General features: G+C 43.8%; 15 protein-coding genes and 2 pseudogenes. 14 read left to right on the top strand and 3 right to left on the bottom strand.

Annotated features, from left to right (window positions below; translation table 11 throughout):
• Position 1: 1 nt before the first annotated feature.
• The 7 genes and pseudogenes from QZ169_RS01510 (at position 2) to QZ169_RS01480 (ending at position 4,185) form a co-directional block, all read left to right on the top strand.
• The gene (locus QZ169_RS01510; RefSeq protein WP_295504416.1) at positions 2-790 is read left to right on the top strand and encodes a lantibiotic ABC transporter permease; all 789 of its coding nucleotides are present in this window, start codon (positions 2-4) and stop codon (positions 788-790) included.
• Entirely contained in the window at positions 790-1,512 is a 723-nt protein-coding gene (locus QZ169_RS01505) for an ABC transporter permease (protein ID WP_295504414.1), read from the top strand. Before QZ169_RS01510 ends, QZ169_RS01505 begins: the two co-directional genes overlap by 1 nt.
• A gap of 12 nt (positions 1,513-1,524) precedes the next feature.
• Positions 1,525-2,223 (top strand): response regulator transcription factor, encoded by a 699-nt coding sequence (locus tag QZ169_RS01500; protein WP_295504412.1) that lies wholly within the window; start codon positions 1,525-1,527, stop codon positions 2,221-2,223.
• A complete protein-coding gene (locus tag QZ169_RS01495) occupies positions 2,190-3,227 on the top strand; it encodes a sensor histidine kinase KdpD (protein WP_295504410.1) in 1,038 nt (345 codons plus the stop codon). The genes QZ169_RS01500 and QZ169_RS01495 overlap by 34 nt, the downstream gene beginning before the upstream one ends.
• A gap of 149 nt (positions 3,228-3,376) precedes the next feature.
• Complete coding sequence (locus QZ169_RS01490) at positions 3,377-3,580, top strand: helix-turn-helix transcriptional regulator (RefSeq protein WP_295504409.1); 204 nt, start codon at positions 3,377-3,379, stop codon at positions 3,578-3,580.
• Positions 3,577-3,741, top strand: coding sequence for a hypothetical protein (locus QZ169_RS01485; protein WP_125388010.1), 165 nt, complete (start codon positions 3,577-3,579; stop codon positions 3,739-3,741). The genes QZ169_RS01490 and QZ169_RS01485 overlap by 4 nt, the downstream gene beginning before the upstream one ends.
• Positions 3,742-3,750: 9 nt before the next feature.
• Positions 3,751-4,185: pseudogene (locus QZ169_RS01480) on the top strand (hypothetical protein).
• A 53-nt stretch (positions 4,186-4,238) separates the two neighbouring features.
• Here QZ169_RS01480 and QZ169_RS01475 read toward each other — a convergent pair.
• Positions 4,239-5,723, bottom strand: coding sequence for a DUF1846 domain-containing protein (locus QZ169_RS01475; RefSeq protein WP_295504406.1), 1,485 nt, complete (start codon positions 5,721-5,723; stop codon positions 4,239-4,241).
• A gap of 119 nt (positions 5,724-5,842) precedes the next feature.
• Positions 5,843-6,907 carry a glutamyl aminopeptidase gene (gene pepA / locus QZ169_RS01470; RefSeq protein WP_295504405.1) on the bottom strand — a complete coding sequence of 355 codons (1,065 nt, stop codon included), beginning with the start codon at positions 6,905-6,907 and terminating at the stop codon, positions 5,843-5,845.
• 170 nt (positions 6,908-7,077) lie between these two features.
• On the opposite strand from pepA, the gene QZ169_RS01465 reads away from it, so the two are divergent.
• Genes QZ169_RS01465 through ytpR form a run of 3 tightly spaced genes read left to right on the top strand, consistent with a single transcriptional unit; the run spans position 7,078 to position 8,320 of the window.
• Entirely contained in the window at positions 7,078-7,365 is a 288-nt protein-coding gene (locus QZ169_RS01465; RefSeq protein WP_004190230.1) for a DUF4651 domain-containing protein, read from the top strand.
• Positions 7,362-7,679, top strand: coding sequence for a thioredoxin family protein (locus QZ169_RS01460; RefSeq protein ID WP_295504403.1), 318 nt, complete (start codon positions 7,362-7,364; stop codon positions 7,677-7,679). Before QZ169_RS01465 ends, QZ169_RS01460 begins: the two co-directional genes overlap by 4 nt.
• A 14-nt stretch (positions 7,680-7,693) precedes the next feature.
• Entirely contained in the window at positions 7,694-8,320 is a 627-nt protein-coding gene (ytpR, locus tag QZ169_RS01455; RefSeq protein WP_295504402.1) for a YtpR family tRNA-binding protein, read from the top strand.
• Between the two features lie 500 nt (positions 8,321-8,820).
• Here ytpR and QZ169_RS01450 read toward each other — a convergent pair whose 3' ends face one another.
• Complete coding sequence (locus tag QZ169_RS01450; protein WP_295504401.1) at positions 8,821-9,408, bottom strand: hypothetical protein; 588 nt, start codon at positions 9,406-9,408, stop codon at positions 8,821-8,823.
• A 128-nt stretch (positions 9,409-9,536) separates the two neighbouring features.
• On the opposite strand from QZ169_RS01450, the gene QZ169_RS01445 reads away from it, so the two are divergent.
• From QZ169_RS01445 to groL, 4 genes and pseudogenes are all read left to right on the top strand, one after another.
• Positions 9,537-9,932: a single-stranded DNA-binding protein gene (locus QZ169_RS01445; RefSeq protein WP_002896737.1), complete on the top strand. Its 396-nt coding sequence runs from the start codon at positions 9,537-9,539 to the stop codon at positions 9,930-9,932.
• A gap of 282 nt (positions 9,933-10,214) precedes the next feature.
• Positions 10,215-10,289 (top strand): annotated as a pseudogene (locus QZ169_RS01440) (DUF202 domain-containing protein); the annotation flags it as partial.
• Positions 10,290-10,505: 216 nt separating this feature from the next.
• Positions 10,506-10,787, top strand: coding sequence for a co-chaperone GroES (groES, locus tag QZ169_RS01435; protein ID WP_295504400.1), 282 nt, complete (start codon positions 10,506-10,508; stop codon positions 10,785-10,787).
• A 23-nt stretch (positions 10,788-10,810) separates the two neighbouring features.
• Positions 10,811-12,433, top strand: a complete 1,623-nt coding sequence (gene groL, locus QZ169_RS01430; protein WP_295504399.1) for a chaperonin GroEL — start codon at positions 10,811-10,813, stop codon at positions 12,431-12,433.
• Positions 12,434-12,891 lie beyond the last annotated feature (458 nt).

Here is a 12,891-nt window from a genome sequence, read left to right as displayed (position 1 = left end):
GATGAAAGAAACGATGTCCTTATTGCATTCAGAATGGTTGAAAATTTGCTCAACCAAGGCTTTCAAAGTGAGTATGGCCTTCATGCTGCTATTGGTGCCTGCCGTATCTTGGCTGGAGGGTCGACAGTATTTATCTGTCGGCTTGGATGCCACACCTGAAATGGTTCCCGGTCTGGCAGAAGCCATTGACCCGCTGGAATATCTAGGCCTCAATGGTGCCTCTATGGCAGGCATGGTTTTGGTCATCTTAGCTGGAATTTTGGGAGCTATGGAATTTCAGTCTCATAGCTTGAGAACCAGTCTCTTGACCTGTAATAACCGCCTGAAGTTGCTTGTGGGGAAACTCATGACATTTGCTTGCTTTTCTCTTGCCACTAGCTTTTTATCAATCTACTTTAGTTATATGGCCATGCATCTCGCTTTAGGAAAGGAAGGGCTTGATCCGATTCTGCTCAATCAGGCAGCTTGGAGTCTGATTTTGTGGAAAACCTTATCTCTGACCTTATTGGGAATCCTTTCGTTTTTGTTAGGTTTATTGGCTCGGACCATGCTAGTTCCTCTGCTTTTTCTCGTACCACAGATCTATAATCTGGGGAACTACCTGGCAGCTCACACGAGTTGGGGAGCTTATCTGCCACAGCCAGCAGGAGAGTTGTTTGCTGCAACGCCGACTTCCCAATATGCCAACAATCCCTCACAAGGACTGTTGATACTTGGTGCATGGTTACTAGTCATCGGCGGCATGACCTCTCTGCGCTTTTTGAAGACTGATTTAGGAGGGCGATACTGATGATAATAGCTCTGCTTAAAAGTGAATGGATTAAGTTCCGTTCTTACTATCTCGCTTTTGGTGCAGCCTTGGTGGCTCTGGTAGCTGTTCCATTTTTTCTAATGAATCTTGACTACAGTCAGACAGCAGTTGGCCAGACGAAGGCTCTGAGCGAGGCTTTGCATGCCCTCTATCTGGCGCAGCCTGTCATCGTCATCTTTACTTCCCTCTATTTTGCCCAGGAGTTTGTCAAGTCTGGGATGCGAACGAATTTTCTAACTGTATCAAATAGAAGGGCTTGGTTGGCTGGGAAAATCCTTTTTTTGTTCTTGCTGCTCTTGGTTCTCTACAGTATCATGATAGGCAGCTGTTTCCTTGTTATGCTGGCTCGATTTGACCTAGACTTTAGCTGGTCCTTACTGGGGAAATTCCTCTATTACAGCTCTTTTGGTCTTCTCAGCAATCTTTTTCTGGCTTTTTTAACTGCCGGCCTCGCTTTGCTATTTCAATCTTGGGTTGTGCCGGTGTCGGTGCTCTTTCCTCTCTTGATTGGTCTCAGCCGTTTATTGGCGACTTTCATCAAAGAAGCAAAATACCTGCCCGATCTAGCTACCCTAAATCTTTTTGAGTATGAAGGGCTTCAGCATTCAATAGATCTATCAGGGCTGGGAATACAGCTGTTATGGCTAGCTTTGGTTTGGAGCTCTGCTATATTCTTAACCTTGAAACGAGATGTTCGCTAGAGGTATGCTATAATGGAATTCATGAGACAGTATCGTATTTTGGTGGTTGATGACGACCGGAGCATTTTGAAGCTGGTGAAAAATGTCCTAGAGCTTGATGCTTATGATGTGACGACGCTTGATCGGATAGAAGAGCTAGAGCTGACGCTTTTTGTCGGATATGATTTGATTCTGCTGGATGTGATGATGGAGCCTGTTAATGGTTTTGAGCTGTGTTCCTATATTCGTCCTCATCTTTCGTGTCCCATCATCTTTTTGACGGCTAAGGAGTTGGAGTCGGAAAAGGTGGAAGGCCTCTTTCGCGGAGCAGATGACTATATTGTCAAACCTTTTGGGACCAAAGAATTGCTGGCGCGTGTCAGAGCTCATCTTCGGCGGGAGGAGAGACGGGAGGAGCGATATTCTGAAATAGCTTCTTGCCAATTTTATCCAGAGCGCTATGAAGTTGCCTGTTTTGGTAAAGTCTTGAAATTTTCAGAGCGAGAGTTTAAGTTGCTGCATTTACTAGCTAGCAATCCCAAGCAGACCTTTTCAGCTGAACGCCTGCATACCTTGCTTTACCCAGAAAGCTCAGAAACACAGCTTCGCTCCATCTCAGAATACGTATATCAGATTCGCCAAAAATGCAAACAAGAAGGGCTGCAAGCAATCGCAACAGTGAGAGGAGTAGGCTATAGATGGCAATTAGAACCCGAAATTTCAAAAGCCTAGTCTGGACAACCAGTTTAAAAATCGTCTTTTTTCATGTTTTGATTTTTGTGCTTATAGGCTATGAATTTACGCAAGGAAGTAATCACGTTCTTTTCACCTTGTTCTTTTGGGCAGGGAGCTTGCTGCTGATTACTTTTTATCATATTTTGAAATTGCTCCGAAAAATCGACAGGGAAATAAAAATGCTAAAGAGCGAGAAGCTTTTAGAAGAAAATCAAAGCCAGCTTTTTCGGATCGAGGAAATGCTCGAAGTTTATAGCGATTTACGGAGCAGCCATCAAGAAAATGCTCGTCTTCTAGAAAGAGAGCAGCAGCATAATCAGGAGTTGATTTTACAGCTATCAGCGACATCGCACGATTTGAAGACGCCCCTAACTGTGATTAAGGGGAATGCTGAGCTTTTGGAGTTGGCGCAGTTGGGCCAGCCACAGGCAGACTATGCTACTGAGATTTTGCAGGCTAGTCACAAGATGGAAGAGTATTGTGGCTCTTTGATTGATTACGCTAAGACCTTTCAGATTGATTCTAATCAGTTCAGTCAGCTTTCCTTGGAGGATTTTTTGGCTTATCTACAGGACGATTGGGCACTGTTCAGCAAACAGGAAAGCTATCGTTTCTATCTCCAAGAAGATTGTGATCTTAGTCTGATTTTGTCAATTCATTTGGACTATCTCAAGCGAGCTTTGCTCAATATTTTACTGAATGCGCTTGAACATGCAGACCAGAATCAAAAGGAAGTCAAGCTAACGGTATCAGTGCAGCAGGACCAGTTAGTTTTTGCTATCTGGAACAATGGCCCTGCATTTTCAGAGGAGATGCTGCTGGGAGCGGAACAGCTCTTTTATCAGAGTGACCAAAGCCGCAATTCAGCTAATCCCCATCATGGTATCGGCTTAGCCTTTTCTAAGCAGGTAGCTCTCTTGCATGGTGGTCGTCTGATCCTACTCAATCCAGACCAAGGAGGAGCTTGTGTAGAATTGACTGTAGCTTTGGAAATCAAATAACAAAGGAAATCAATAAAGATGATGAAAGGACTGCAATGTTTAAATTTTCAGTCCTTTTTTTGCCGCTTTCTTCTTGACAAAATATGTAAAGCTAGCTATACTATATTTGGAAGGTAAAGTTTGTTTTACATTACGGAAAAGAGGCAGCCTTGGAAAATCGAATTCAAGAATTACGAAGAAGAAAAAAGCTCAGCCAGGAGGAGTTGGCTGAGAAGCTAGAGGTCACGAGACAAACGATTATTTCTTTGGAAAAAGGCCGCTACAATGCCTCGCTGCTTTTGGCTCATAGAATTGCATCCTTTTTCAATTTAAGGATTGAAGAAGTGTTTCTCTTTGAGGAGGATGAATCATGAAATGGACTTATTTGTGTAAATGGATATTGGCTATTTTGGTGGTGGTTGGCTTATCTTATCTCCATTTGCAAGCCGATTTTATCCCTAAGGAAATCCTGCCTTTTGTGGGAATATTCCTTATTGTGGTGATGTTGAAAATTTTTCAAGCGTATGAAAAATAGGAGGCCGACATGGAAACATTAACTAAACAAGAATTTCGAAAAAAACTTCAAAGGAAAGTTATCGTGGGGCGTATCTTAACCTTTATCATCTTGGTAGGACTGGCCTGGAGCCACTTTCATTCTCTGGATGATCAGCAGGAAGGAGTCATGGTTGGTATCCTGCTGGGGCTTTCTTTGCTGACCATTCGGTATAATCTGGTCCTAAGACGGGAGGAAAATTTTGAGAAGCTCTACATTCAGGTGACTGATGAGCGCAATCGCATGATTGACGAAAAGACTCGTACTTAGCTTTTTAATATCCTTTTGCTGCTGGCAGCGAGCTTGAGCGTTTTGTCTATGGTTTTCCCAATCATCTTAAGTCTCAATCAGTTTCTGACCTTGACCATTATCCTGGTTTTGGGACTTTACTATCTCTTGCGTTTTCTCCTGTCTAAGCGTTATTAAGAAAAAAGCTGGCGACGCCAGCTTTCTAAACAAGCTTTTAACAGAGCTTGTTTTTATTTTCTATAGAGTCGATCATACTGGTAAACGGGGTCCATGGTCACATGGATGCCTAGTTTGCGCAGGACGTTTTTGTCTTCATCAGTCAGAGTGACAGTGGAGTGGGCCTCGCTGCCCTTGAGATTACCGAGTTGCTGCATAGCATTTGCTGCATCTTGATTTTCCATGGCTGTGATTGCCAGAGCCATTAAGATTTCGTTTGAGTGGAGGCGAGGATTGCGGCTGCCCAGATGATTGATTTTCAGGCCTTGGATTGGCTTGACATACTCAGGTTCAATCAGCTTGGTCTCTTTGGCAATATTGGCTAATTTCTTTATGGCATTAATCAATACAGCTGCCGTAGGACCAAAGAGTTCAGAGGTTTTACCGGTTACGATTTGACCGTTTGGCAATTCCAAGGCCAGAGCTGGCTCACCAGTGCTTTCAGCCTTGGTACGAGCAGCAACTGTTACCTTACGGTCCAGCGGTGTGATACCCAGATCGTTCATCAAGAGTTCGATTTTCTTGACAGCAGATTCAGAAACGCGCTCTGCCTTGAAGTCCAGAATGGTCTGGTAGTAGCGACGGATGATTTCCTGTTGAGATGCTTCAATGGCAGCCTCATTGTCCACAATAGCAAAGCCGACCATGTTGACGCCCATGTCTGTTGGAGAAGCATAAGGAGACTTACCTAAGATACGTTCTAGCATGCGCTTGAGGACTGGGAAAATCTCAATATCACGGTTGTAGTTGACTGTGGTCTTGCCATAAGTCTGCAGGTGGAAAGGGTCAATCATGTTGACATCGTCGAGGTCTGCTGTCGCTGCCTCATAGGCTAGATTGACCGGATGGTGCAGGGGCAGATTCCAAACGGGGAAGGTTTCAAACTTGGCGTAGCCTGACTTGATGCCATTGATTTGGTCGTGGTACATGTTGGACAAGCAAGTAGCCAATTTACCAGAACCAGGACCAGGTGCAGTCACTACGACTAGATTACGGCTAGTTTGGATGTAGTCGTTTTTCCCCATACCTTCAGGTGAGATGATATGGTCCATGTCGGTCGGATAGCCCTTGATCGGGTAGTGGATGTAGGAGTCAATCCCATTTTTTTCTAGCTGAGAACGGAAGAGGTCAGCTGCTGGCTGGCCAGAATACTGGGTGATGACCACTGAGCCTACATAAATATCCAGCTCGTTAAAGGTATCGATTAGTCGTAGCACTTCCTGGTCATAGGAAATACCCAAATCACCACGCGCCTTAGAGTGCTCAATGTTGTTGGCATTGATAGCAATGACAATCTCCACTTGGTCCTTGAGCTCTTTGAGCAGTCTGATTTTATTGTCTGGCTCATAGCCTGGCAGGACGCGGGCAGCATGGAAGTCTTCCAGCATTTTACCGCCGAATTCCATGTAAAGTTTGCCCTCAAATTGATTAATGCGCTCCAAGATATGGTCGCGCTGCAGGTTTAAGTATTTCTCAGAATCAAAAGCAATTTTTTTCATGTATATGTTCACCTCTGCTAAGCATTATAACAAAATTTTCTTCAAATTGGAAAGTTGAAAGGGAAAGTATTAGACAAAAGAGATAGCAGCCCGAATGAAGAACGGACTGCCTTTTGAAATTAATAGTTGGTAATCGTGTCCACCGTTGAGCGATCCAGCTTTTTGACCAAAGCTTGCAGGAAGGCTTGGGCTTGCAGGAAATCGTCCATGGCATAGAGAGTTTGGTGGGAATGGATGTAGCGGGCGCAGACACCAATGGTAGTAGATGGTACGCCGCCGCTTTGGAGATGGGCAGCACCAGCGTCCGTTCCGCCCTTGCCACAGTAATATTGATACTTGATGCCAGCTTCCTCAGCAGTTGTCAAGAGGAAGTCCTTCATAGCTGGCAGCATGAGATGACCAGGATCAAAGAAGCGAATCAACGTTCCGTCTCCGATGGCTCCTTGACCACCATAGATGTCGCCCGCTGGGGAGCAATCTACAGCCAGAAAGACCTCAGGAGCAAATTTTGTTGTTGAAGCATGAGCACCACGCAGGCCAACCTCTTCTTGAACATTGGCACCGACATAGAGTTGGCTGCCTAGTGGTTGACCAGACAAGGCTTGAGCCAATTCGCTGACCATAAGGACGCCGTAGCGGTTGTCCCAGGCTTTGGAGATGATGTTCTTGCCGTTAGCTGTGAGAATAGCAGAGCTGTCTGGCACGATCGTGTCTCCTGGCCGAATGCCGTAGCTTTCAGCTTCCGCCTTATCTGCAAAGCCACCGTCAAAGACAATATCAGCAATTTGTGGCATAACTGGTCCGCCAGATCCGCGCGTCAGATGAGGAGGGACAGAGCCTGAGATAAGAGGGATTTCCCGACCTTCACGGGTAAAGAGTTTGAAGCGTTGGCTGCTAACGACCAGGGGGTTCCAGCCGCCGATTTCCACCACGCGGAAGGTCCCGTCCGGCTTAATCTCGCTGACCATAAAGCCAACCTCATCCATGTGGGCCGCTACCAATACACGGGGAGCATTTTCAGCTTGAGAATGCCGAACCCCGAAGATACCGCCCAGACCGTCGGTGACGACCTCATCAACATGGGGAGCGATTTTTTCTCGCAGGTAACTGCGAACAGGTGCCTCGTGACCCGAAATAGCAGAAAGCTCTGTTACTTCCTTGATTTTTGAAAATAATGTTGTCATAAACTTACCTTCTTTCTGCCCCCTATTTTATCACTTTTTGCGGTAAATGAGTAGGAAAATCTTATAGCTTGCCTGAATCAAGAGGACTGCCCGCCCAAGAATCCAGCTTCTCCCAGGAAAATCTGGAATATTGTTTGTCGCCTCTGCTCTTTTGTGTTAAAATATTCTACATGAAAGCTAAAAAAATCATTTTAACCACAACTGCCCTCTTGGGGGCTGGAGCGCTGGCTTTTGGGGCAGCCAAAGTCGTACAGGAACAGAAAAGACTGCGTAATCGGGAGGAAATCGTCGAGCTTGTGCGAGATTTCTTTTCCAGTCAGGGTACTATTTCCTGCCTTTATGTCAAGCTCTACGAGTCCACAGATGACCGCTTGGTTGGCGGTCTGGTCTTAGAGGACGACCGCCATTTTGCTTTTGTCTATGAAAATGGTCAGCTAAGCTACGAGGAAGAAGTATGATTGTTCCTGTAAATATAGAGGAATTGGCTTCTTATGTCAATGATGGGGAGAAGACTGTCTTCTTTTTCACGGCTGACTGGTGCGGAGATTGCCGATTTATCAAACCTTTTCTGCCAGAGATAGAAGCGGAAAATCCTGACTATCGCTTTATCCAGGTGGACCGGGATGCCTATTTGGATCTGGCCAAAGAGTGGGACATTTACGGGATTCCCAGCTTAGTAGTGCTAGAAAAGGGACAGGAGATTGGCCGTCTGGTCAATCGTGAACGCAAGACCAAGGGTCAAATCAATGAATTTTTAGCGAGTATAAGATAAAAAGGGAGCGTAAAATGATTTTTACCTATAATAAAGAATATGTCGGCGACGTGCTGATGGTTATTGCTGCGGACAATCAAGGAGCTAAACTGGCGGCTGAGCGCAAGGGACGGGTAGCGCGTGTTTACCGTGAAGATAATGACCAGACTGTAGCTTGGAATATTTTTGAGCAGTCTGACCTTTTTGAAATAGCAGAGCGCGGCCAGGTCTTTTTGACAGATGAGCAAGTGGCTATTCTCAATCAGGAGCTGAGCAAGGCAGGCTTCCCAGCGGACTTGGTTAATGACAGCCAACCGAAGTTTGTGGTTGGCCAAATCGTTGATATGGTAGCTCATCCAGATAGTGACCACCTGAATATCTGCCAAGTGCAGGTAGCTGCTGATAAGACTGTTCAAATCGTGGCCGGTGCTCCTAATGCCAAAGTCGGCCTCAAAACGATTGTGGCTCTGCCGGGTGCCATGATGCCCAAAGGGAATTTGATTTTTCCTGGAGAACTTCGAGGCGAAAAGAGTTTTGGTATGATGTGCAGCCCACGGGAACTTCAGCTGCCGAATGCGCCTCAAAAACGCGGCATCATTGAATTAGCCGATAGCGAACTAGTTGGAACTGCCTTTGACCCAGCCAAGCATTGGCAGGGATAAAGGTGAGGAATTAACATCATAAAAAGCTCAGAAATGGGCGAGGTATCCTAATAACATCCGAAATATAAAATAGAGCGAATTGATTTGTGTAGTCGTTTCGCTCTTTTTTTTTATAGTAATAAATTTAGCGTTATAAATCTATCTCATGCTAATGGTAGAGAAGATAAATAATTAACAGATGAAAAATCAATCTAACACAATGATGAGTATAATGAATCTGCTTCTTACTCATTTTTCTGTCATAGAAAAAGCTTACTGAGATTAAAATTAAAAGTATAGATATTAAAGCTTTCAGTAAAAAATTGAAGAAAAATAAATTCAGAAGAGTTAGGAAAAATAAAAACAAACTGATGATTAATGAGATTTTGGAGCTACTCATTTTCTTTTTATAAGCGAAATAGGTTGAAAATAATAAAAGAATGGAGTAAACAAAAGCTATATAATTCATTAGATATCCTCCGTAATCTAAAGTGTTTTGTCTTAACAATCACCACATTGTCTCAAAAGAAGACGCTGTCGCTATTACTTTGTGAGTCGGTTGTTGATTGAGGAGTGGCTGTGGGGCTCTGGTTTGGAGTGCTGTAGTTGTATTGGTAAATAAGGTTGTTTAGGCCTTGGTCTTCCAATACTTTGAGGCGCTTTCTCTTGAAAACAATGCCGATGAGTTGGCTGTCAGGATAGGCATAAATCTTGTGGCGGGGATGGTTAAAGGCTGCAAAGTCATGGAAACCGTCCTCCATCCAAAGACTAATCTCGGATTCTTCACTGTCTCGGCTGTAGCGAGCATGACTAATCTGCTGCATGGGAATGCAGTAGGTGGCTGCTGATAAGAGTCCGCTATAATGGTAGGTCACATAGTCGTGGTCAAAGGAGAGGATAGTCGCATGAATGCTTAGCCTGCGAATAGCAAAGATAAGGAGTAGTAAGAAGAAAGCAGCAACCAGCAGACTAAGGGCAAAGAAAATAGTGTCTTTGTAGGGGTTGGAGCTAGTCAGATAGTCTACGGCAGTCCAAGCAGAAAAGCCTCCGAACCAAAGAGAAATCAGTATAAAAAGAAGATTTTTCACAGGCGAATGTTTAATGGTCATCGGAGCCTCCGTTGTACAAGTCAAGTAGGAAAGGGACAGAAGCTGCAATTTTCCTTTTTATCCATACTATACCACATTTTTTTCATTTTTTGTCTCCTATTACGAATGATAAGTTAGGAGGATATAAAATGTATAATAAAGTAATTGTAATCGGCCGGCTGACGGCTACGCCTGAACTGCACAAGACTGCGAATGAAAAATCTGTGGCCCGCGCAACGGTCGCGGTTAATCGCCGTTATAAATCTCAGAGCGGTGAGCGTGAGGCGGATTTTGTAAATGTGGTTGTCTGGGGGCGTCTAGCTGAGACTTTAGCCAGCTATGCAAGTAAGGGCAGCTTGATTTCTCTGGATGGTGAGCTGCGGACTCGTCGCTATGAAAAGGAGGGGGCAACTCATTATGTGACAGAGGTGCTCTGTCATAGCTTCCAGCTGCTGGAAAGTCGGGCTCAGCGTGCCCTGCGTGAAAATAATAGCGGAGCTGATTTGGCAGATTTGGTGCTGGAAGAGGAGGAACTTCCCTTTTAAGCAAGGAGCAAAGACTGGGAAATGACCTTGCTCTAAAAAATCATCATTCAGTTTTGCAGGATGCAAGATCTGTTTGACTGAAAGTCTATTTCTATCAAGCTTTTAAAAGTTTAATTATGATTGTCGAGGTGGGACCAAGAATCAAAAATCATGGATTTTTTAGATTCTGTCTCGCCTCTTTTATTATAGCCGTTTCTGGAAAGATTTTGCTTTTTGGCGGCTTTGTAATATAATAATCCTATATGTTTCATAAATGCGCTTGCGGTATAGGGGGTGAAAAATGGTATCTATAGAGGACGCCTAAATCTGCAAAAAGTGATTGATGATTTTGAAGCAAAACTAAAACTTGCAAGATAGACATTCCCCCCTAAAGACAAGTCTGAGAGGATTTTAGCTCGGACTTGTTTTTTATTTTTTTTTTGACTTTAGGAGTAAGTAATGCAAAAAAATAAAATTTTTCTTTCATCTAGCCGGTTTTTTTCTTGACTATTTCTGACCAAGTGATAAAATAATAACTATAGATTAGCACTCGATAGTTTAGAGTGCTAAAAATTCAATCTTTGGAGGAAAACCATGTTAAAACCATTAGGAGACCGTGTGGTCCTGAAAGTAGAAGAAAAAGAGCAGAAAGTTGGCGGATTTGTCATTGCAGGCAACGGCCAAGCAGCGACTAAGACATCAGAAGTTGTCGCAGTCGGTCAAGGCATTCGTACTTTGAACGGTGAGCTGGTAGCCCTGAGCGTTAAGGAAGGGGACAAGGTTCTCGTAGAAAGCCATGCAGGCGTGGAAGTTAAGGACGGAGATGAAGCTTATCTCTTAGTCAGTGAAGCCAATATTCTAGCAGTTGTCGAGTAAGATTAGAAGAGAGGAATAATAAAATGGCAAAAGATATTAAATTTTCAGCAGATGCAAGAAGCAGTATGGTTCGTGGGGTTGACATCTTAGCAAATACGGTCAAGGTAACTTTGGGCCCTAAAGGCCGCAATGTCGTTTTGGAAAAATCCTTTGGCTCACCGCTTATCACCAATGACGGTGTAACCATTGCCAAGGAAATTGAACTGGAAGACCATTTTGAAAACATGGGCGCTAAGCTGGTGTCAGAAGTTGCTTCAAAGACCAACGATATCGCTGGTGATGGAACAACAACAGCAACTGTTTTGACACAGGCTATCGTCCGCGAGGGGATTAAAAATGTTACAGCTGGTGCTAATCCAATCGGTATCCGCCGTGGGATTGAAGCAGCCGTTGCGACAGCTGTTGAAGCCCTGAAATCTAACTCAGTACCAGTTTCTAACAAGGAAGCTATTGCTCAGGTTGCTGCCGTATCTTCTCGCAGCAAGAAAGTCGGTGAATATATCTCTGAAGCTATGGAAAAAGTTGGAAATGACGGTGTCATTACTATCGAAGAGTCCAAAGGAATGGAAACTGAGCTGGATGTGGTTGAGGGGATGCAATTTGACCGTGGCTACTTGTCTCAATATATGGTAACTGACAATGAAAAAATGGTAGCCGAACTGGACAATCCTTACATCCTGATTACTGACAAGAAAATTTCTAACATTCAAGAGATTCTGCCATTATTGGAAAATATCTTGAAAACCAACCGTCCGCTTTTGATTGTGGCGGATGATGTGGACGGAGAAGCTCTGCCAACGCTGGTTCTTAACAAGATTCGCGGAACCTTTAATGTCGTGGCTGTTAAGGCACCTGGCTTTGGCGATCGTCGTAAGGCTATGTTGGAAGACATCGCTATCTTGACGGGCGGTACAGTGATTACAGATGATCTTGGCCTAGAGCTCAAAGATGCTACGATTGAAGCGCTTGGACAAGCTTCTAAAGTCACTGTTGATAAGGACAGCACTGTGATTGTGGAAGGTTCTGGAAATCCTGAAGCTATTGCTAACCGTGTGGCAGTCATTAAGTCACAGATTGAAAGCAGCACTTCTGAGTTTGACCGTGAAAAACTGCAAGAGCGTCTGGCTAAATTGTCCGGTGGTGTAGCTGTGATTAAGGTCGGAGCTGCCACAGAAACAGAACTCAAAGAAATGAAACTCCGCATCGAAGATGCCCTTAATGCAACGCGTGCAGCGGTAGAAGAAGGAATCGTATCCGGTGGTGGTACGGCCTATATCAACGTTCTGAACGCTGTCGCAGGTCTTGAGTTGGCAGGGGATGAAGGAACTGGTCGCAACATTGTTCTTCGCGCCTTGGAAGAGCCTGTTCGTCAAATCGCTTTGAATGCAGGCTTTGAAGGTTCAATCGTCATTGACCGTCTGAAAAACTCTGAAGCTGGTACAGGCTTCAATGCCGCGACTGGCGAATGGGTTAACATGATTGAGGCTGGAATCATTGACCCAGTTAAGGTGACCCGTTCAGCCTTACAAAATGCCGCTTCTGTTGCTAGTCTTATCTTGACAACCGAAGCAGTGGTGGCTAATCAACCAGAACCAGCTAGCCCAGCTCCAGCTATGGATCCAGGCATGATGGGCGGTATGATGTAGAAAAATAACGGGATTATATACTCGTATAAATTAGATATAATTTTTGTCTTATATTTATCAATTAGAAAACTGAGCATATTTGTTCAGTTTTTTTATTGTGACTAGTTATGTAGCAAGCATTAATAATTATGCTTATCTTTAAAAACAAATTTATATATATGAATATTTATGGTCATATAATTCATATTTGTTCATTTATTATGCAGCCAAATATTACATTTTTGTTTCAAGAAAATACAAGGAGATGACGGAGGAAACTGTTTTCAATTCTTATATGACAAGGTTTTTGGAGAAATAAAATGGTTTACAACCTGTGTACCAAACCGGAACCGGTTAAGGTAATTAGTTGACTTATGGTCAATCGTATGCTAGTCTAATATATGTAGTAAATTGGAAATGTAAAGAAATCTTAATGTTTTTTACATGTTCAGTAAAAAGGAAAAAAGGAAAAATGGAGG

The sequence above is a fragment of the uncultured Streptococcus sp. genome, assembly GCF_905372115.1.
In the GTDB taxonomy this organism is placed as follows: domain Bacteria; phylum Bacillota; class Bacilli; order Lactobacillales; family Streptococcaceae; genus Streptococcus.
This window is presented reverse-complemented; position numbering and strand designations above follow the sequence as displayed.